Genomic DNA, 18,414 nt, shown 5'->3' with positions numbered 1-18,414 from the left:
TCAGTAGGGAACGCCGATCTGCTCAATGGCTGTGGCGAGAGAGGGCGCCAGCGGCATCATGGGGGCCAGTGTGGACTGATAGGCGTGATACAGATCGCCCTTGCCCTTGTAGATCGTTTCGGTGGGTTCGCCTTCGGGGCTGACTTCGTTAAACCAGCTTCCGAAATCCCGGTCGATCAGGGTCGTGTCGATATAGTCCCAGATCGTGCGGTACCAGTGCTCGTAATGGGGATTGCCGGTCCGTTTGTAGAGGTTGATGGCAGCCGTCAGCGCCTCGGCTTGGGCCCAGTGGATGCGGCTGCGGTTGTGGGGGGCGTGCTCCCAGTTGATCGTGTAGAGCATTCCCGGCCGACCATCGGCGTTCCAGCCGGTGTTCATCCCCGTTTCGAACAGCGCCTGTGCGTCATGCAACATCCATTCCGGCGCCTTCAGACCATGACGGAGCAGGGCGGCTTCAAGCTTTAGGGTTAGATGTGCCCATTCCACGAAGTGCCCCGGCGTCATGCCGTAAGGGCGCAAGTCGTCATTGGGTTTGTTGCTGTGATAATCGCGCATGAGAGTCCAGTCGCGATCAAAATGCTCCGGCATGGCGAAGCCCTGCCCCGCGGCCAGTTCATGCACAAAACGGGTGACGATGCGTCGGGCGCGATGTAGCCACTTCACGTCTCCGGTCACGTCCGCCAAGGCCATGAAGGCTTCGGTGGAGTGCATGTTGCTGTTTGCCCCCCGATAGTTTTCCTCATCCGACCAGTTCGGCGCGAAACTCTCGCGCATGACACCCTCGTCCTCGCTCCAGAAATGGGTGTCGATCTGATGGGTGGCGTCTTTAAGCAGTTCGCCCGCGCCTTCCGCTCCGATCAGGACGGCGGAAGAGGCGGCAAGGGCAACGAAAGCATGGAGATAAGCCTGTTTGCGGTCATTGTCCTTGTCCGCAAAGTGCTGCCAGCCACCATGGGCGTCATCGCGAAAATGCGTGCGCAGGGCGTGAATGCCATGTTCGACAAGCGGAGCGCTCCCGGGCAGGCCCTGAAGCTCGGCCAGTGCATAGGCATGGACGCAGCGCGCGGTCAGGGTGGCTTCGGGTTTGGCATTTTCGGGAAGAGTGCCTTCCAGATCCAGTCCCGCGAAGCCTCCGTCCACGCATCCGCCTTTGCTGAAGTCCAGAAGGCGGCGGCCCTGCATTTCCAGCCAGGCCCGGTGTGACGGGCGGCGGATCCAGCTGTCACGGCTGAGCAGGGTCGGCGAAAGGCGATCGGTCATGAGGCACTCCGGGCAGGTCGGCGGATCTGGGCATCAGGACGTTTCAGACACGCCGGGGTTCCAAAACGGCGGACACGCAGACATGAACCTCACGAAGATGCGCACGGATGCGGATGTGGCTTGCGTCGCGCGATGGGTTTGCCGATACATGACAGTATGACTGAGCGTTCTTCGATCATTGTCGCCCCCAGCCTTCTGGCTGCTGACTTTTCCCGCCTCGGGGAAGAGATCGCCTCCATCGCGCGTGCGCCGTGGCTCCATCTCGATGTGATGGACGGGCATTTCGTGCCGAATATATCGTTCGGCCCTCCGGTGATTGCGGCATTGCGCAAGCATACGGATGCGAAATTCGACGTGCATCTGATGATCGATCCGGTAGACCCGTATCTGGAAGCGACGGCAAAAGCCGGTGCTGACCATATCACGGTGCATGTCGAGAATGCGCCCCATCTGCATCGCTCGCTTCAGACCATCCGCGCGCTGGGCTGCTGTCCGGGTGTGGCGATCTGCCCGGCGACGCCTGCGGTGGCGTTGTCGGAAGTCATGGATCTGGTGGACATCATCCTTGTTATGACCGTCAATCCTGGCTTCGGCGGGCAGAGCTTCCTCGATAGCCAGCTTGCCAAGATCAGGACGCTGGCGGAGATGATCCGCAAGAGTGGTCGTGAGATTATTCTTGCTGTGGATGGCGGGATCGACCCGCAGACGGCGCCTCGTGTTGTCGAAGCCGGTGCGATGATGCTTGTGGCAGGTTCGGCGATTTTCGGGAAAGAGGATCGGGACGCGGCGATCCGGGCGCTTGAAGGGCCGTTCGTGGAACAGATGCCCGGATGACAGGCAGTCCCTGGCTTCGCGGTCTGCGTCTTTCTTTTGCGCGCCTTCCCTTCGGGGCATCTGCTCCTGAAGGACCGATGCATGCGTTCCGTGATCCCTGGAAAGGGGATGCAGAGCAGGGCGCACGCCTGATTGGTGGGCATTTCCGTTTCGACCGGCACGATTATGTTCTGCCCAGTGGCAACTGGGAGCGTGGCCCCTGGCCAGAACCCGCGCGGGAGTGGCTGCACGGATTCGGCTGGCTGCGCGATCTGCGGACGCTGGGGAGCGACAGGGCACGTCTGACCGCGCGCGGACTCGTCAGTGACTGGCTGGCACATCCACCAACCGATCCCCTGATCCGCGATGCCTGCGTGACGGGTTCGCGTCTGGCCTCATGGCTTTCGAACCACGAGTTTTGTCTGGCCTCTGCCGATCCGCGACTTCAGCAGCGTCTGATGGAGCGGATGCTGGTGGAGGGCCGGACCATTGCGGCTCTTCTGCCGCTGCCACCGCAGGGCGCGCGCGGATTGATGGCGTTTCGTGGGCTTCTGGCCGCGGCAATGGCGATGCCGGAGCAGACGGGATTTATGTCGCGCTTTCTGCGCTATTTTCCGGCGGAGCTGGAGCGCCTTGTTCTTGCGGATGGGACTGTGATTGAGCGCAGCCCCGAGGCGCAGTTTCTGGTGGCGCGTGAGCTTGCGGAAATGTCCGTCATGTTCCGCACGGTCCATGCGAGTGTTCCGCCGTTCATCGACCGGGCTCTGGACAAGGTCTGTCCCGTTCTGCGAGCCATGCGGCATGGGGACGGGGGGCTTGCGGTCTTCAACGGGTCGAACGAGCGGCATAGTGCGGCGGTGGAGGATGTTCTGGCGCAAGGATCGCGTCAGAAATTGATCGCGCCTGCCATGCCGCAGGGTCGCTTCACACGACTGGCGCTCGGGAAATCGCTGCTGATTGTCGATAGCGGACCGCCTGCTCCGGCTGGGTTCGATACAACCGCTCATGCCGGAACGCTGTCTTTCGAGTTCTCGCATCAGCGACACCGTCTGTTCGTCAATTGCGGGAGTGCCGTGATCGGGGCCTGGCGGGATGCCATGCGGAGCAGTGCTGCCCATACGGTTCTCGTCGCGGATGGTCTGTCTTCGGCGGATTTCGGGCCTGATGGCGGCATGACGCGCCGTCCGGTCACTGTTTCCTGCGATCACCAGACGGACGGAAACGCGCACTGGCTGGATCTGTCGCATGACGGTTATCACGCCCCGCTGGGAGCGAAATGGACGCGGCGTCTGTATTTCGGCGCTGATGGGGAGGACCTGCGGGGGCAGGAACTGATCGACGGCGAACGCAACATCGACTTCGCCATCCGTTTTCACATCCACCCGGATGTGACGGTGACGCAGGACGACGAGGACATTATCCTTCAGGTCGGCGGGACGATCTGGCGTTTCAGGCAGCGCGACGGCGTCGTCCGTCTGGAAAACGACGTGTATCTGGGGCGTGGAAAACGCGAAATCTGCCGCCAGATCATCATCACGCCGCAGCCCGTTGCGGAGGTTGTGCCTCCGCCTGACGGCGAAAGTGCCCCCGGGCCTGCAAAACCCGCAGCGCAGAAGCCCGTCAAACGGACCCATCAGAGCGTGACATGGCTGCTCGAACGCATTCCGGAATAGGCCCTCTCGTGTTCAGGATGCCGACGTGAAGATCCTCGAAATCACGAATGTGGATTTTGCGCTCAGGCAGTTTTTGCTGCCGCTGATGCGGGAATTGCGTGAGGCCGGGCATGATGTTCAGGGAGCCTGCGCGGAAGGGAGCCATCTGGACGCCGTGCGGGCCGAAGGCTTTACGGTGCATGCTGTGCCGATGGCGCGATCGCTGTCGCCAGTGGCCCAGTATCGCGCTTTTGTCGCATTATTGCGCCTGATCCGGTGTGAAAAGCCGGATCTGGTGCATGGCCATATGCCCATCAGCGGTATTCTGGCGCGGTTTGCCGCCCGGTTCTGTGGGGTGCGGATCGTGGCCTATACCTGCCACGGCTTTCTGTTCAACCAGCCGGGATCAGGGCGCCGCCGGATGCTGTCTCTTGTGCTGGAATGGGCAGCGGGACGCATGACGGATCTGTATATGACTGTTTCGCGCGAGGAAGCGCGGGATGCGCGTCGGCTGCATCTGAACCGTCATCCTATTGCGATTGGAAATGGCCGGGACCCGAAACGCTTTCACCCCGATCCGGCCGTCCGTGCCCGGATGCGCGAGGAGCTTGGGGTTCCGCAGGATCGGCCGGTAGTTATCGTGGTGTCGCGTCTGGTGCGACACAAGGGCCATCCCGAGTTGCTGCGGGCGATGGAAGATGTTCCGGATGCCGAACTCTGGGTCGTCGGCGAGCGTCTGGCCTCGGATCATGGGGCGGATCTGACAGCGCCTTTCGAACGCGCAGGGGAGCGTCTGGGACCGCGATTGCGGATGCTTGGATATCGGGAGGATGTGGCCGAGCTTCTGATGGCGGCGGATATTTTCGCGTTACCCAGCCATTTTGAAGGTCTGCCCATGTCGGTCATCGAAGCGATGCTGAGCGGGCTGCCGGTCGTGGCGACGGATGTTCGCGGGCCCAGAGAGCAGGTCGTGGACGGGGCAACCGGATTTCTGGTGCCCCCGGGCCTTTCTGCTCCGCTTGCCCGCGCTCTGCGTCTTCTGGTGCAGGATGCGGCGTTGAGGAAGGCCATGGGCAAAGAAGCAAGACGGCGGGCGCTGGAGACTTACGACGAGCATCGTATTCTCCGGCATGTTGTGGCCCTGATGGAAAAGACGGCGTCTGAGCATGCTGTCGGCGGACAGAGAACCTGAGATTATTTTATTCTTCCGATTTGTTTGGATGAATACTTGAAAACAGTCTTTTTAAATCACGATAAGATTTTGGTATTACTATCAGGACTAAAATACTCTTGTTATGATAACTTTGATTCTCCCGTAAACTTGTCTTTTGTTTCTGCGTTGTTTTCATGAGACTGTGGCCACACATGTTGGTTGAAGACAAAGGTATTCCCATGAAGGTCGGTCTGTTTGTTCCCTGTTATGTGGACATGTTTCATCCCGAAACAGGAATTGCGACGCTGGAACTGCTGGAGCGTTTCGGGCTGTCCGTTGAATATCCTGTCGATCAGACATGCTGCGGCCAGCCCATGACCAATACCGGCTGCGAGCGCGAGGCGGCGAAGACGGAAGAGCTGTTCGTCCGCAATTTCGGGAAATACGATTACATCGTCACGCCGTCCGGAAGCTGCACCAATCAGGTGCGTAACAACATGACGGCCATTGAGCAGACCGATGCCGTCAAACACGTTCGCAGCCGCACTTATGAACTGGTGGAGTTCCTGCACGACGTCCTCAAGGTCGATGCCTTCCCCTGGGCCGAATTTCCGCATCGTGTTGCCCTGCACAATAACTGCAACACCCTACGGAATCTGCGGATCGCCAGCATGAGCGAACGTCGGGAAGAGCCGTTTTCCAAACCGAAAGCGTTGCTTGGAATGGTCAAGGGGATTGAATTTGCCGATCTGACGCGCCCTGACGAATGCTGCGGCTTTGGCGGGACGTTCTCGGTGTTCGAGGAAGGTGTTTCGGCCAAGATGGGTCAGGACAAGGTCACGGACCAGCTCAAATCGGGGGCGGAATACGTCACGTCCTCGGACAGTTCCTGCATGATGCATCAGGAAGGCTGCGCGCGGCGGATGGGCGCCAACCTTAAATACATCCACATTGCCCAGATCCTGAACGGAGCCCGCGCATGACCGCCGAACTGCATGAAGAGCTGACAGATCCGCATGCCGGCGAACAGCTCGATCACGGTGCCGCGTCCTCCCGGCCTCTGAAATCCCGGATTTCGGAGCCTCAGCCGAGGGGCGCGAAAATCCGCGGCAACCGGCCCGTTGACCAGTCCGAAGCCGCAAACCGCTTCATGGCCGCGACCGAACACGAGGCCATGCATGATGCGCGTCTGTGGGATCTGCGTCAGAAGCGCGACAAGGAAATGCACGGGATCGAGGAATGGGAAGAACTGCGGAACCTTGCTTCCGGCATCAAGGAACACACGCTTTCAAAACTCGATTATTATCTCGAACTGTTTGAGAAGAATGCGACGGCCAACGGGATCAAGGTTCACTGGGCGAAGGACGGGGCCGAGCATAACGCCATCGTTCTGGAGATCCTGCGGAGCAAGGGCGTCGAATTACTGATCAAGAGCAAGTCCATGCTGACGGAGGAATGTGGCTTCCGGGAGTTCATGGCGAAGAACAACGTCGAGGTCATCGAGACCGATCTTGGCGAACGCATCCAGCAACTCGATGACGAAGCGCCGAGCCATGTCGTGGTTCCGGCCGTGCACAAGCTGCGCACCGATGTCGCCAGTGTTTTTGCCAAAACGATCGGCTCCGACCCAGACAATGCCGATGCGCATTACCTGACGGAATGTCAGCGCGAGGCCACGCGTCCGCTGATCCTCTCGGCGCAGGCAGGGATGACGGGCGGTAATTTCGTGGTTGCGGAAACGGGGACGTTCGTTGTCTGCACCAACGAGGGTAATGCGGATCTGTCCGCCAATACGCCACCGCTGCATATCGCCTCCATCGGGATTGAGAAGTTGATCCCCGGTCTGAACGAACTGCCGGTCTTTATCCGTCTCCTGTCACGCAGTGCGCTGGGTTCCCCAATCACGCAGTATACGTCGCATTTCCGCGGCCCGCGTGAGGGTGGCGAGATGCATGTCGTGCTCGTGGATAACGGGCGTTCCGAGCGTCTGGGGATGGAGAAGTTCTGGCCGGGGCTGAAATGTATCCGTTGTGGCGCCTGCATGAACACCTGCCCGGTTTTCCGGCGCAGTGGTGGTCTGAGCTATGGCGCGACCTATGCCGGGCCGATCGGGCTGATTATCGACCCGACCTTCAACGTTCATAAATACCGTAACCTGCCATACTCCTCGACGATGAACGGAAGTTGCACCAATGTCTGTCCGGTGAAGATCAATATTCACGAACAGATTGCGGATTGGCGCAAAACGCTGGCGGGCGAGGGAGAAATTTCTCCGGTTAAGAAGGTCATGATGAAGGCGGCGGGCGAGGTTCTGGCGTCGCCTGTGGTCTATAGGGCGAGCCTGCCGCTTGGCCGCAGTGCGTTGCGACACCTGCCGCATTTCATGCTGTACAACAAGCTCAATACCTGGGGCCGCAAGCGCGACATTCCCGAAACGCCCAAACAGACGTTCAATGAATGGTATTGCAGGAACCGAAAGTCGCAGAGCGAGGGAGAAAAGTCATGAGCGGCTCACGCGACGCCATTCTTGGGGCGATCCGGAAAAACCATATTCAGGGTGAGCGTCCTCGCCCTGCCGTGCCGCTGTTCGATCAGGCAGCCCCAGCCGATCTGAAGGCTCTGTTTCAGAAGTCTCTGGAACGTATGGGCGGGAAAATGCTGATTCCGGATGCGGCTGATCCGATGGCGCCCGTGCGGCAGGCCCTCGTTAAGCCGGGACCTGTCGTGTCCTGCGTGCCGGAGTTTGAGGGGGATATGAAAATCACGCCCCAGACGAAGCCCACGGATATCGCGCCGGTCGAATACGCCGTTTTGCGCGCGGCGTTCGGCGTGGCGGAAACCGGGTCGCTATGTTTCACGGAAAAGCAGCTTCATGTGAACACGACGGGCTTTCTGCCGCAGCATCTGATCGTCCTGCTGGACCCCGCCCAGATCGTTTACAACCTGCACAATGCCTATCAGCGTCCGGAATGGTTGCAGGCCCATTATGCCGTGTTCCAGAGCGGCCCGTCAGCGACGGCGGATATCGAGGGTGTTCTGGTGCATGGTGCTCAGGGTGTGCGGTCTCTGAGCGTTCTGTTCCAGCCCTGATAAAACGGCGGGCTGCTTACAGCCATCCGTTCGCGCGGGCGATCCGGCCGGCTTCTATGCGGTTCCGGGCGTCCAGCTTCTGGACGATTTCCGAGAAATAATTGCGGACTGTTCCTGAGGATAGGGACAGTTCTTCCGCAATTTCGCGGTTTGTGCGCCCGGCTTCAGCCAGACGGAGCATGGTGCGTTCGCGCTCGGAAAGCGGATCGGGCAGAGCGTCCCAGACGGCTTCCGCCAGATCGGGGGCGATGGCGCGTCCTCCTGCGGCGACCTTGCGGATGGCGGCGGCAAGCTGAGTGATGGGGGCGTCCTTGAGCATGTAGCCGCGCACCCCGGCCTGAAGCGCGCGGCGCAGATAGCCGGAGCGTCCAAAGGTCGTCACGATCATGACGCGGCTGGGAAGATTTTCCTGAAGGATTTTCTCGGCAAGTTCGATGCCCGTGACATGGGGCATTTCGATGTCGGTCAGGACCACATCGGGGCGCTGCTCGCGGATCAGCTCGAGCGCCTCGCGCCCGTCCGTGGCGCGTCCGACGATCTGGATATCGTCTTCAAGATGGAGCAGGGCCTCGAAGGCATCGAGGAGCATGGTCTGGTCTTCGGCAAGGATGAGGCGGATCATGGCAGGGTCGTCGCAGTCAGTGTGAAACCCCGGGGGCGGGGAGAGATTGTCAGGGTGCCACCCGAGGCGGCAAGTCTGGCACGCATGCCGCGCAGACCGTTGCCTTCGACGATGGTCCGGGCGAGTTGTGTGGTCTGAAGCGGACCGTCGTCTTCGAGGGTGAAGGTGTGGATGTGTCCGCTGGCGTCATACAGGAAAGTCAGGGTGCAGGTTCGCGCGTCGGAATGGCGGATGACGTTCGTAACGGCTTCACGCAGGGCGAGGGCGAGCACGCTGTTTGGTGGGGCGTCGGCAGGAGGCTCGCGGCCTTCGAGAACAAGCGTGATGCCTGTCGTGTGCAGGGCTTTGCGGGCCCGTTCCAGTTCGCGCAGGAGGGACGCCCCGTTCATACCGGACACAGCCTCGCGGACTTCGCGCAGGGACGTGCGGGCGATCTGGCTGATTTCGTTGATTTCCTGCCGAGCGCGGGGCGGATCGGCTGTGAACAGGCGTTCGGAGAGTTCGGCTTTGACCGAAATAACGGTCAGGGAATGGCCTAGAAGATCATGCAGGTCCCGGGCGATGCGTTCGCGCTCGGCGGTTGTGGCGAGCGCACGGATTTCGTTCTGGGCTTCGCGCAGTTCGAAATTGCGGATGCCGAGCTGCCACTGCACCAAGGTGCCCATATAAGTAATAATGCTGAAAAAGGCACCAGGGATGACTTCAAGTGTGGTCTTGTGTCGGAAATGGCCGGAAATGATCAGCACGATCTGCAACAGGATGACCATCGTGACGGACTGTCGTCTTTCGGGCAGGCGCGCGCACATACCAGCGGCGAAAATGCAGTAGACTTCCCAGTCGCCATGCGTCCAGGCGCAGGCATATCCGATCAGATCGGTGAGGATGATTTCGCCATAGCCGTAATAGCGGTCTTTTCTGTAGGGCGCGAAATAGACCAGCAGAAACAGTAGCATGGCTGCTGCGGAAAACAGAACGCCCGGGAGTGTCGGGCGGTGATAGCCCAGCAGCCACGGAACCGGATAGAACAGCAGGTAGCTCAGGTAGGCCACCAGATAATGGTTGAAGTGCGGCCAGGGCGTTTTGCGATCCGCCAGATGGCGGGAGAGGGAATCTGCGGCCATCAGGTGAGGGTGATGGTGGCCGGTTCGACAGGCAGGAACAGGCCGGAACGCCAGAGTCGTACTGTGCTGCCAACCCAGATGGCGAGGGCCGTGCCGAAACCTGCGACTTCCAGATGGTGCGGTTCGGACAGGAGCATGGAAAGGCCGGAAATCAGAACGATGGCGCCGCCCATGAACACATGAACCGGTTCTTGCAGGGCGCGGCCCAGCGGGACGTAGGACAGGCCGATGATGGCCCCGAGCATCGGATAGAACAGGTCCAGCCGGTGATGGGAATGGGTCCATGATGCGGCAGCGAAAATCCCTACGAAACGCAGAATTTTGATGCGACGCGTCAGCTTCGGGTCAACGGAGATTTCGGGGCGTCGCAGGATGAGGTCACGGCGGGTGAAACCGAGGATAAGAAGGATCGTCGGGATGGCGATGAGAGCAACGGTCAAGGCTATGGGAAACCTGCCCGCCTGTGCGCCGCGCGTGGCCCAGACGGCCGCGAAGGCCAGACCTGCACAGTCAGTCAGCAGGCCACGCCAGTTTTTGCGTTCCGTCATCATCCGCGCTGCGTCTCCGTTGGGGGCAACCTGCGGCGAGGATGCCCGTTCCGGCGAAGAAAAAACAGGGTGCAGTGTCAGGAGTCGCGGATGACATTGGTCATCATGGGTTTCAGACCGGACGGAGCAGAACGTGCTTCTTCTTGCCGGACGACACTTTCAGAACACCGTCGCGCAGGTCGTCGAGCGTGAAAGTCTGGTTTTCGTCCGAGACCACCACGTCATTGACGCGACCGCCGCCGCCCCGGATCAGGCGACGGGCTTCTCCGCCACTTGCGGCCAGTCCGGCCTCCTGAAAGACGCGGAATGCGGGCAGGCCCTCAGCGATCAGGATGGCGGGCAGGTCGATTTCCGGCAGGGCAGCTTGTGTGGAACCCTGTTCAAAAACACGGCGGGCCGTCTCTGCGGCGTCTTCGGCGGCGGCGCGGCCGTGGCAGATGGCAGTGGCTTCGGTAGCGAGGATTTTCTTGGCCTCGTTGATGTCCGCGCCTTCGAGCGCGCCGAGGCGTTCGCACTCCTCGACCGGAAGATCGGTGAAGAGTTTGAGGAAACGGCCGACGTCGGCGTCCTCAGTGTTGCGCCAGAACTGCCAGTATTCAAACGCTGGCAACCGCTCTGCCCGGACCCATGTCGCGCCGTTGGCGGATTTGCCCATTTTGACGCCGGAAGATGTGGTGACGAGGGGCGTCGTGAGGCCAAAGACCTGTTTTCCGTCCGTCCTGCGGGCCAAATCAATGCCTGAGACGATGTTGCCCCACTGGTCCGAGCCGCCCATCTGAAGCACGGCGCCGTGACGGCGGTTCAGTTCGCGGAAATCGTAGGACTGGAGGATAGAGTAGTTGAACTCCAGAAACGTCAGACCCTGTTCCCGCTCCAGACGCTGCTTCACGCTGTCGAAAGCGAGCATACGGCTGATGGAGAAATGAACGCCCACGTCTTGCAGCAGGTCAATGTAGGACAGTTTGTCCAGCCAGTCCGCGTTATTGGCGAGGATGGCGCCGCTGGAAGGGTCTTCATCGCTGAAGGTGATGAACTGGCGTAGCGATTTCTCGATCCCGGCGATGTTGTGTGCGATCGTCTCGCCCGTCATGAGGGAGCGGGCTTCGTCGCGGAAGGATGGATCGCCGATTTTGGCTGTGCCGCCGCCCATCAGGGCGATCGGGCGATGGCCGTGTTTCTGGAGCAGGCGCAGCGCCATGATGGAGAGTGCATTGCCGACATGCAGGGAGTCCGCTGTCGGATCGAAACCCACATAGGCAGTGATCGGTCCGGCCAGCAGGGCCTCGTCGAGGGCGTCGAGGTCGGTGCACTGGAAGATCAGGCCGCGGGCCTGGGCTTCGAGGAGGAACGGACTCTTTGGCATGGGTCGGTCTTGCTACGCTGCTGCTGAAAAGAAGGGACGCGGACCCTAGCATGGCCGGCTCGGGAGCGGAAATTTCGGCGTTAGACGAGGGGTTGGATGGGCCGAAATCAAAAAGGCTCTCCGTGAGGGAGAGCCTTTTTGAGGGGGTGTCTGACGGGATGTGTGTCCCGGATCAGTCTGCGGCCAGCGCCAGTGTTTTGCGACCGCGCATCGTGTTGACGTGGTCTTCCAGCGCCTCGCCGACACGGTCGGCCTGTTTGGCGAAGATGTGGTCGGCGTCGTCGAAGATGCGGTAGTCGACGGTCACGTTCTTCTGGGTGTTCAGCTTGTCCACCAGCTTTCGGATGCCCGGCTCAGGTGCCATCTCGTCCTTGCCGCCGGCAATCATAAGGCCACCGCAAGGACAGGGTGCCAGAAAGCCGAAATCGTAGTCGTTGGCCGGAGGAGCCACGCTGATCCAGCCGCTGATTTCGGGGCGACGCATCAGAAGCTGCATGCCGACGAACGCGCCGAAGGAATAGCCCGAAATCCACAGTTCGGTGGAGTTCGGATTGACCATCTGCATCCAGTCAAGGGCGGCAGCCGCATCGGAAATTTCACCGATACCGCCGTCATAACGGCCCTGGGAGCGGCCGACGCCACGCGAATTGTACCGCATGACCGAGAAACCCATTTTCTCGAAGCTGCGATACATCGTGTAGGTGATGCGGTTGTTCATGGTGCCGCCGTGGAGCGGATGGGGATGCAGCACCAGGGCGAGCGGAGCGTTGGGTTCGCTGGAGTGGTGGTAACGACCCTCAAGCCGGCCGTCTGGGCCGGCGAACATCACTTCAGGCATAATACTCTCGCGCTGTGTCAGGCAGGATTGGAACTCTGCCGTCCGGTGATGCTGTATATATCGATTCGCAAAAGCCGATTTCCACCAAAATCGACATGGCATTGCGATTTCCGCCCGTTTGTCCAATCTGGAAAACATGATGACTGCGCTGAAAACCGTCGCCGGGACGACCTATCTGGACGCCAATGCCACCGAAGCGTTGCGGCCCTGTGCAGGCGAGGCGGCGCTTGAAGGGATGATGCTGTCGGGGAACCCGTCTTCGGTTCACGCTCAAGGGCGGGAGGCACGTCGGTTTCTCGAAGACGCTCGCAGCCGGATGGCGGCCGGTTTCGGGCGGATTTCCGGTACTTGCGTGTTCACGTCCGGAGCGACAGAAGCCGATGCGATGGCGGTGTATGCTTTCGGGCAGGGGCGTCGGATTTTTGTTGGCGCTACGGAACATGATGCCATCCTCAAGGCGGCTCCCGAAGCGGAAATCCTGCCTGTGAATGGGGACGGAATTCTGGATGTGGAACACCTTCGCACACGGCTGCGGGAGAGTGGTCCGGCACTGGTTTGTGTGATGTCCGCCAATAACGAGACGGGGGTGCTTTCGCCGCTGGAGGATGTGTTGGCAGTCTGTCGCGACTCGGGCGCGCATTTGCATGTGGACGCTGTGCAGAGCGCGGGACGGGTGCCGTTTGCGCTGGGTGGATGCAGTGTTGCGGTGTCGGGGCACAAGATGGGTGGCCCAAAAGGGGCGGGTGTGTTGTTGCTTGCGGAAGACGAACCCATGGACGCGCTGGTGGCGGGCGGCGGGCAGGAGCGGGGACGGCGGGGCGGAACGCAGGCTCTTCCGGCCATTCTGGGCATGGCGGCGGCATTCGATGCAGCGCGTGCGCAGGATTGGGGGGCGGTGCAGCGTCTGCGGGACCGGGTCGAAGCTGTGGCGCAAGCTGTCGGCGCGCGGGTTTCGGGGGAGGCTGTTGCACGGCTGCCGAATACGAGCTGTCTGATTCTGGATGGGGTGGCGGCGCAGGTTCAGCTTATGACGCTGGATCTGGCCGGGTTCTGCGTGTCCGCGGGGTCGGCCTGCTCGTCAGGGAAAGTGTCGTCTTCGCATGTGTTGCGGGCGATAGGGGAGACGGAGGGGGCAGCGCAGGCCATTCGTGTTTCGCTCCCTTGGAACGTGCAGGAGGCTCAGGTCGAGGCATTTTGTGAGGCTTACGAGGCGATGGCGCTGCGTCTGCGCAAATGATCGGGGTAGATAAGGAGGGACGGGGGGCATGATTTATCTCGATTATTTTTCGACAACGCCGTGTGATCCGACCGTTGTAGCGGCCATGCTGCCGTGGTTCGGAGAGGATTTCGGCAACCCGCACAGTGTGCATGGGCCGGGACTGAAGGCGGCGCAGGCCGTGGAGCGGGCGCGGGAAAGCGTGGCGCGGCTCATCGGAGCGGAAGCGCGGGAGATCGTGTTCACGTCCGGTGCGACGGAAGCGAACAACCTCGCCATCAAAGGGGCAGCGCGACATCTGATGCGGTTGGGCGATCCGCGACGGCGGATCATCACGGTCGCGACAGAGCATAAATGTGTTCTGGAATCGGTGCGGGCGCTGGGGGCTGAAGGTTTTGAGGCGGTCGTGCTTGGTGTGGATAGCGATGGACGGGTTGATTCCGAGGCCTTGCGGGAGGCGCTGAAGGTGCCGACGCTGCTCGTGAGCATTATGGCCGCGAACAACGAGACGGGTGTGTTGCAGGATATTCCGCAGCTTGAGGCGCTCGTGAAGGCGGCGGGCGCGCTGATGCATGTTGATCTGGCGCAAAAAGCCGGGAAAATGCCGGTGTCGTTGAAAGATGTGGATCTGGCGTCTGTTTCCGCACACAAGATGTATGGGCCGAAAGGGATCGGTGCGCTTTATGTCCGCCGACGACCGCGCGTTCGGCTGGAGGCGTTGTTTTCGGGGGGCGGGCAGGAACGCGGATTTCGGTCTGGAACGCTGCCGACACCGCTTGTTGTCGGGTTTGGAGTGGCTGCGGAGCTGGCTGTTGCGAACATGGCGGATGAGGCCGTGCGGTTGCGCCTGTTGCGGGACGATTTGTGGACCCAGCTTCAAAACGGCTTGCCTGGGATCGCCCTGAACGGCGCTGTGGCGCCGCGTTTGGCGGGGGCATTGAATGTCTGTCTGCCTGAGGGACTCCGGGCGCTCGACGTGCTGGAAGCCTGCCCGGATGTTGTCGCTTCGACTGGATCGGCCTGTACGGCGGCGGAGATTGCGCCCTCCTATGTCCTGACGGCGATGGGACTTTCTGCGCAGAAGGCGTCGCAATGCTTGCGCCTGTCGGTCGGACGCTCTACCTCCAAGGCCGATATTGACCGTGCGGCCGAACTTCTGATCGCAGCCGCACGGACGTGCCAACCCAACTGAAACCGGAAAAAGCGTACGACCTATGCCCAAGATGACCTTTATCGAGCGTGATGGAACCCGTCGTGACGTGGACGCGCCTGTCGGACTGTCGGTGCTGGAAATCGCGCATAAGCATGACATTGACCTCGAAGGCGCCTGCGAAGGATCGCTGGCGTGCGCGACCTGCCATGTGGTCGTCGATCCGGACTGGGCTGCCAAGCTGAGCACGCCGACCGATGACGAGGAAGACATGCTCGATCTGGCGTTCGGTCTGGAAAAGACGTCCCGTCTGGGCTGTCAGATCGTCATGACGGATGCGCTGGATGGCCTGACCGTCCGTCTTCCGAAGGCGGGCTGAGCACCATGCGGATCCTCGTTGCCATGTCGGGAGGCGTGGACAGTTCCGTAGTGGCCGCGCTGCTCAAACGGCAGGGCCACGAGGTGATTGGTGCGACGCTTCAGCTCTATGACCACGGACAGGCAGCCAAGCCGGGCGCGTGCTGTGCGGGGCGTGACATCATGGATGCGCGCGCCGTGGCGGACCGTCTGGGCTTTCCGCATTATGTCATTGATGCGGAAACGCGCTTTCGTGACAGCGTAGTCGAGAGTTTTGCGGATGCCTATGCACGTGGCGAGACGCCTGTTCCCTGCGTGGCCTGCAATCAAGGCGTGAAGTTCACGGACCTTTTGGGCATGGCGCGGGATCTGGGCTGCGAAGCCATGGCGACCGGGCATTACGTGCGCCGGGTCGACGGGCCGGACGGGGCAGAAATGCACCGTCCTGTCGATGCGGAACGGGACCAGACCTGGTTCCTGTTCGCCACGACCAAAGACCAGCTTGACTATCTGCGCTTTCCGCTGGGTGAGATGCCGGACAAGGCGCATGTCCGGGCGCTGGCCGAAGAATTGGGGCTGTCCATCGCGGCCAAACCGGACAGTCAGGATATCTGTTTCGTCCCCACCGGCTCCTATGCCGAACTGGTCGAGAAGCTGCGCCCGGAAGTGCGGGGCGAGGGCGAAATCGTGGACGAGGACGGCAGGGTTCTGGGCCGTCACGAAGGCGTGGCGCGCTATACGGTCGGACAGAGCAAGCGTCTGGGCGACATCCATACCGCGACAGGCGAACGCCAGATGGTGACGCGCATTGATGTGCCGAAGCGGCGCATTGTGGTCGGGCCGCGCGTGCAGCTTTCGGAAGCCGACAGCCGCCGGACCGTGCGTCTGCGCGACATGAACTGGCTGATCGATGCGCCTGCTGAGGGGGTGCGCTGTGGTGTTCAGATCCGCGCCCGGGAGAAGCTGCGCGAGGCTGTCGTGAAGCCTTTGGAGAATGGTGGCGCACTGGTGGAGCTGAACGAAGCCGCGATGCCCGCGCCCGGTCAGGCCTGTGTGCTGTATGACGGAAGCCGTGTGCTGGGCGGCGGCTTCATTACTGCGGGAGAGGCCTGATGGCGGGAGTGCTGCTTCTGGGGGCGCGCCGGTATTCGTCCTGGTCCCTGCGGGGCTGGCTGGCGGTCCGTTTGGCCGGGCTGGACGTGACGGAAGAGGTCATTGCGCTCAAGGGCGGTGGCCGGACGACCGAGATTCATGTCCGCTCCCCCAACCGGATGGTGCCGTATCTTCAGCATGACGGTGCGGATGTCTGGGAAAGTCTGGCGATCTGCGAATATTGCGCGGAAATTGCACCGTCCCTGTGGCCGGAAGACCGGATTGTGCGGGTTCATGCCCGCAGTATCAGCGCGCAGATGCATGCCGGTTTCCGTCCGATCCGCCAGAACTGCTCTATGGATGTTGAGCGTATTCCCGCGCCTCTGCCGGAAATCAGCGAGGAGCTGGCGGCCGATGTGGCGCTGCTGAGCCGTACACTCAAAGATGCGCTCCTGCGCTCGGGTCAGCCGATGACGTTTCTCTTCGGGGACAGGATGACGGTGGCGGACTGCATGTATGCGCCGATTGCCATTCGGATTCACACGTTCGAACTGGCAGTTGATCCGGTTGTGAAGACCTGGGTGCGGACGATGCTCGATCAGCCGCTGATGCGGGAATGGTACGCGCTGGCTGAGGCTGAACCAGCGGAGTGGCGTCTCCTTTACTGATCCTCAGACTCCCTGTTCCGCAACAGATCGTAAGGATTTTCGCAAGGAACTTCCTGTGTCTGTGAGGGGTTAAACAAAGTGGACTTGTTTACCCGAAGTTCATTCTGTCACAGGTCGCTGGCGGAGCAGGATTCGGGAAGGGAAATGCGGATATGAATTCTCTGGGGCTGTTTGCTCTGCTGCTGGCCGTGGCAACGCTGCTTGGGATCATCAACTACCGGACCCTGAAACTTCCACTGGCCATCGGAATTCTGCTGTTCTCGATGGTAATCTCCCTGATTGTCATGCTCCTGAACCCACTTTTCCAGGGTTATGACCTGCAGGAGGTTCCCCGGACCTTGCTGGGAACGATCAACCTGCCCCGGACACTGCTGGATGGGGCACTGTCCTTCCTGCTGTTTGCAGGGGCGATGCAGGTCGATCTGGGAATGATGGTATCGCGCGGCAAGTCCGTTGCGGCGCTGGCGATTGTGGGAACGTCGCTGGCTGTGGCGCTGATGGCGGTTCCGGTATGGCTCATTTTCCCCCTATTCGGGCTTGCCGTGCCTTTCAGTTGGTGCGTGCTGCTGGGCGCGATGCTGGCGCCGACTGATCCGGTCTCGGTTGTGGGCATGTTGCGGCGTCTGGGGCTGCCGCCCTCTCTTCAGGCGACTTTCGCCGGTGAGAGCCTGTTCAATGATGGCGTGGGGGTCGTCATTTACGGAACGATGATCGGGATGGCTACCGGGGATATTGCATCCGTTTCGGTCAGTGATTTCATATTGCGCTTTCTGGTCGAGGCCGTGGGTGGTGGCCTGTTTGGTGCTTTTACGGGGTGGCTGGCGGTGATGCTGCTACGTGGCGTGGAAGACGCACAGATTGATCTTCTGGGATCTCTGGCACTGGCGGCGGGTACTTATAGTCTTGCGAACGGGCTGCATATGTCCGGCCCGATCGCGGTCGTGGTAGCTGGAATGAGCTTGGCCAGCAAAGCGGGGCATCGTGCCATTACACCGCAATCCCGCGCGGAAATGGTGGGGTTCTGGAACCTGATCGATGAGATTCTGAACGCTTTGCTGTTCCTTCTGATCGGCTTCGAGCTTTTGGAAATCAGTCCCCACCTGGCACCGTTCCTGATGATGGTGGTCGCTATTCCGCTCTCGGTGCTGGTGCGGGGGGCAAGTGTTTTCCTGTGTACCATTCCTGTGCAACTGCAACCCGGAGAGCGGGGGCGCGCTTTGGGGCTTCTGACGTGGGGCGGCCTGCGAGGCGGTATTTCCGTTGCACTCGCACTGGGGCTTCCGGCTGGTGAGTTGCGCGATACACTGCTGCCTGTGTGCTACGGGGTCGTGGTGTTCACGATCATCGTTCAGGGTCTGACGATGGGGCGTGTGGCGCGCTGGCTGTATCCCGAGAAGCCTTCCGCAGTCGAAGTGCCTCCAGCCTGAAGCCCCATTGAGGCGATATTTCCGCAAAAGGTGTTCGGTGGGCT

At 61.0% G+C, this 18,414-nt stretch carries 18 protein-coding genes; 12 read left to right on the top strand and 6 right to left on the bottom strand.

Annotated features, from left to right (window positions below; all coding sequences use genetic code 11):
• Positions 1-1,260, bottom strand: coding sequence for an AGE family epimerase/isomerase (locus tag ABDK74_RS07225; RefSeq protein ID WP_346003292.1), 1,260 nt, complete (start codon positions 1,258-1,260; stop codon positions 1-3).
• 156 nt (positions 1,261-1,416) lie between these two features.
• Between ABDK74_RS07225 and rpe the strand changes: the two genes are divergently transcribed.
• The 6 genes from rpe (at position 1,417) to ABDK74_RS07195 (ending at position 7,968) form a co-directional block, all read left to right on the top strand.
• On the top strand, positions 1,417-2,094 hold the full coding sequence (gene rpe / locus ABDK74_RS07220; protein ID WP_346003291.1) for a ribulose-phosphate 3-epimerase: 678 nt from the start codon (positions 1,417-1,419) through the stop codon (positions 2,092-2,094).
• A complete protein-coding gene (locus ABDK74_RS07215) occupies positions 2,091-3,746 on the top strand; it encodes a heparinase II/III family protein (protein WP_346003290.1) in 1,656 nt (551 codons plus the stop codon). The genes rpe and ABDK74_RS07215 overlap by 4 nt, the downstream gene beginning before the upstream one ends.
• Before the next feature lie 25 nt (positions 3,747-3,771).
• Positions 3,772-4,917 (top strand): glycosyltransferase family 4 protein, encoded by a 1,146-nt coding sequence (locus ABDK74_RS07210; protein ID WP_346003289.1) that lies wholly within the window; start codon positions 3,772-3,774, stop codon positions 4,915-4,917.
• A gap of 200 nt (positions 4,918-5,117) precedes the next feature.
• Entirely contained in the window at positions 5,118-5,861 is a 744-nt protein-coding gene (locus ABDK74_RS07205; RefSeq protein ID WP_099285848.1) for a (Fe-S)-binding protein, read from the top strand.
• The gene (locus ABDK74_RS07200) at positions 5,858-7,384 is read left to right on the top strand and encodes a lactate utilization protein B (protein ID WP_346003288.1); all 1,527 of its coding nucleotides are present in this window, start codon (positions 5,858-5,860) and stop codon (positions 7,382-7,384) included. The genes ABDK74_RS07205 and ABDK74_RS07200 overlap by 4 nt, the downstream gene beginning before the upstream one ends.
• Positions 7,381-7,968 (top strand): LUD domain-containing protein, encoded by a 588-nt coding sequence (locus ABDK74_RS07195; RefSeq protein WP_346003287.1) that lies wholly within the window; start codon positions 7,381-7,383, stop codon positions 7,966-7,968. Before ABDK74_RS07200 ends, ABDK74_RS07195 begins: the two co-directional genes overlap by 4 nt.
• A 16-nt stretch (positions 7,969-7,984) precedes the next feature.
• On the opposite strand, the gene ABDK74_RS07190 is transcribed toward ABDK74_RS07195, so the two are convergent.
• The 5 genes from ABDK74_RS07190 to ABDK74_RS07170 all read right to left on the bottom strand — a co-directional run bounded on the left by ABDK74_RS07190 (position 7,985) and on the right by ABDK74_RS07170 (position 12,460).
• On the bottom strand, positions 7,985-8,590 hold the full coding sequence (locus ABDK74_RS07190; RefSeq protein WP_346003286.1) for a response regulator transcription factor: 606 nt from the start codon (positions 8,588-8,590) through the stop codon (positions 7,985-7,987).
• The gene (locus ABDK74_RS07185; protein ID WP_346003285.1) at positions 8,587-9,711 is read right to left on the bottom strand and encodes a sensor histidine kinase; all 1,125 of its coding nucleotides are present in this window, start codon (positions 9,709-9,711) and stop codon (positions 8,587-8,589) included. The genes ABDK74_RS07190 and ABDK74_RS07185 overlap by 4 nt, the downstream gene beginning before the upstream one ends.
• A complete protein-coding gene (locus ABDK74_RS07180) occupies positions 9,711-10,262 on the bottom strand; it encodes a hypothetical protein (RefSeq protein ID WP_346003284.1) in 552 nt (183 codons plus the stop codon). The genes ABDK74_RS07185 and ABDK74_RS07180 overlap by 1 nt, the downstream gene beginning before the upstream one ends.
• A gap of 109 nt (positions 10,263-10,371) precedes the next feature.
• Positions 10,372-11,622, bottom strand: a complete 1,251-nt coding sequence (tyrS, locus tag ABDK74_RS07175; protein WP_346003283.1) for a tyrosine--tRNA ligase — start codon at positions 11,620-11,622, stop codon at positions 10,372-10,374.
• 172 nt (positions 11,623-11,794) lie between these two features.
• Positions 11,795-12,460 carry an alpha/beta hydrolase gene (locus ABDK74_RS07170; RefSeq protein ID WP_194253817.1) on the bottom strand — a complete coding sequence of 222 codons (666 nt, stop codon included), beginning with the start codon at positions 12,458-12,460 and terminating at the stop codon, positions 11,795-11,797.
• Positions 12,461-12,596: 136 nt separating this feature from the next.
• Here ABDK74_RS07170 and ABDK74_RS07165 point away from each other — a divergent pair, with 136 nt between their 5' ends.
• The 6 genes from ABDK74_RS07165 (at position 12,597) to ABDK74_RS07140 (ending at position 18,370) form a co-directional block, all read left to right on the top strand.
• Entirely contained in the window at positions 12,597-13,697 is a 1,101-nt protein-coding gene (locus ABDK74_RS07165) for an aminotransferase class V-fold PLP-dependent enzyme (protein ID WP_346003282.1), read from the top strand.
• A 28-nt stretch (positions 13,698-13,725) separates the two neighbouring features.
• Positions 13,726-14,868, top strand: a complete 1,143-nt coding sequence (locus ABDK74_RS07160; RefSeq protein ID WP_346003281.1) for a cysteine desulfurase family protein — start codon at positions 13,726-13,728, stop codon at positions 14,866-14,868.
• A 22-nt stretch (positions 14,869-14,890) separates the two neighbouring features.
• Positions 14,891-15,205, top strand: coding sequence for a ferredoxin family 2Fe-2S iron-sulfur cluster binding protein (locus ABDK74_RS07155; protein WP_346003280.1), 315 nt, complete (start codon positions 14,891-14,893; stop codon positions 15,203-15,205).
• A gap of 5 nt (positions 15,206-15,210) precedes the next feature.
• Positions 15,211-16,296, top strand: a complete 1,086-nt coding sequence (gene mnmA, locus ABDK74_RS07150) for a tRNA 2-thiouridine(34) synthase MnmA (protein ID WP_194266855.1) — start codon at positions 15,211-15,213, stop codon at positions 16,294-16,296.
• Positions 16,296-16,943, top strand: coding sequence for a glutathione S-transferase family protein (locus tag ABDK74_RS07145; protein ID WP_346003279.1), 648 nt, complete (start codon positions 16,296-16,298; stop codon positions 16,941-16,943). The genes mnmA and ABDK74_RS07145 overlap by 1 nt, the downstream gene beginning before the upstream one ends.
• 152 nt (positions 16,944-17,095) lie before the next feature.
• Complete coding sequence (locus ABDK74_RS07140; RefSeq protein ID WP_194253812.1) at positions 17,096-18,370, top strand: sodium:proton antiporter; 1,275 nt, start codon at positions 17,096-17,098, stop codon at positions 18,368-18,370.
• The last annotated feature ends 44 nt before the right edge of the window (positions 18,371-18,414 follow it).

The organism is Gluconobacter sp. OJB, from assembly GCF_039638275.1.
GTDB classification, from domain to species: domain Bacteria; phylum Pseudomonadota; class Alphaproteobacteria; order Acetobacterales; family Acetobacteraceae; genus Gluconobacter; species Gluconobacter cerevisiae.
Note: the sequence above shows the minus strand (reverse complement) of the source record. Positions and strands in the feature narration are given on the sequence as shown.

Bases quoted from the DNA above. Each gene is read 5' to 3' on its own strand.
- ABDK74_RS07225 (WP_346003292.1), bottom strand. From the start codon at position 1,260: ATGACCGATCGCCTTTCGCCGACCCTGCTCAGCCGTGACAGCTGGATC.
- rpe (WP_346003291.1), top strand. From the start codon at position 1,417: ATGACTGAGCGTTCTTCGATCATTGTCGCCCCCAGCCTTCTGGCTGCT.
- ABDK74_RS07215 (WP_346003290.1), top strand. From the start codon at position 2,091: ATGACAGGCAGTCCCTGGCTTCGCGGTCTGCGTCTTTCTTTTGCGCGC.
- ABDK74_RS07205 (WP_099285848.1), top strand. From the start codon at position 5,118: ATGAAGGTCGGTCTGTTTGTTCCCTGTTATGTGGACATGTTTCATCCC.
- ABDK74_RS07200 (WP_346003288.1), top strand. From the start codon at position 5,858: ATGACCGCCGAACTGCATGAAGAGCTGACAGATCCGCATGCCGGCGAA.
- ABDK74_RS07195 (WP_346003287.1), top strand. From the start codon at position 7,381: ATGAGCGGCTCACGCGACGCCATTCTTGGGGCGATCCGGAAAAACCAT.
- ABDK74_RS07190 (WP_346003286.1), bottom strand. From the start codon at position 8,590: ATGATCCGCCTCATCCTTGCCGAAGACCAGACCATGCTCCTCGATGCC.
- ABDK74_RS07185 (WP_346003285.1), bottom strand. From the start codon at position 9,711: ATGGCCGCAGATTCCCTCTCCCGCCATCTGGCGGATCGCAAAACGCCC.
- ABDK74_RS07180 (WP_346003284.1), bottom strand. From the start codon at position 10,262: ATGATGACGGAACGCAAAAACTGGCGTGGCCTGCTGACTGACTGTGCA.
- tyrS (WP_346003283.1), bottom strand. From the start codon at position 11,622: ATGCCAAAGAGTCCGTTCCTCCTCGAAGCCCAGGCCCGCGGCCTGATC.
- ABDK74_RS07170 (WP_194253817.1), bottom strand. From the start codon at position 12,460: ATGCCTGAAGTGATGTTCGCCGGCCCAGACGGCCGGCTTGAGGGTCGT.
- ABDK74_RS07165 (WP_346003282.1), top strand. From the start codon at position 12,597: ATGATGACTGCGCTGAAAACCGTCGCCGGGACGACCTATCTGGACGCC.
- ABDK74_RS07160 (WP_346003281.1), top strand. From the start codon at position 13,726: ATGATTTATCTCGATTATTTTTCGACAACGCCGTGTGATCCGACCGTT.
- ABDK74_RS07155 (WP_346003280.1), top strand. From the start codon at position 14,891: ATGCCCAAGATGACCTTTATCGAGCGTGATGGAACCCGTCGTGACGTG.
- mnmA (WP_194266855.1), top strand. From the start codon at position 15,211: ATGCGGATCCTCGTTGCCATGTCGGGAGGCGTGGACAGTTCCGTAGTG.
- ABDK74_RS07145 (WP_346003279.1), top strand. From the start codon at position 16,296: ATGGCGGGAGTGCTGCTTCTGGGGGCGCGCCGGTATTCGTCCTGGTCC.
- ABDK74_RS07140 (WP_194253812.1), top strand. From the start codon at position 17,096: ATGAATTCTCTGGGGCTGTTTGCTCTGCTGCTGGCCGTGGCAACGCTG.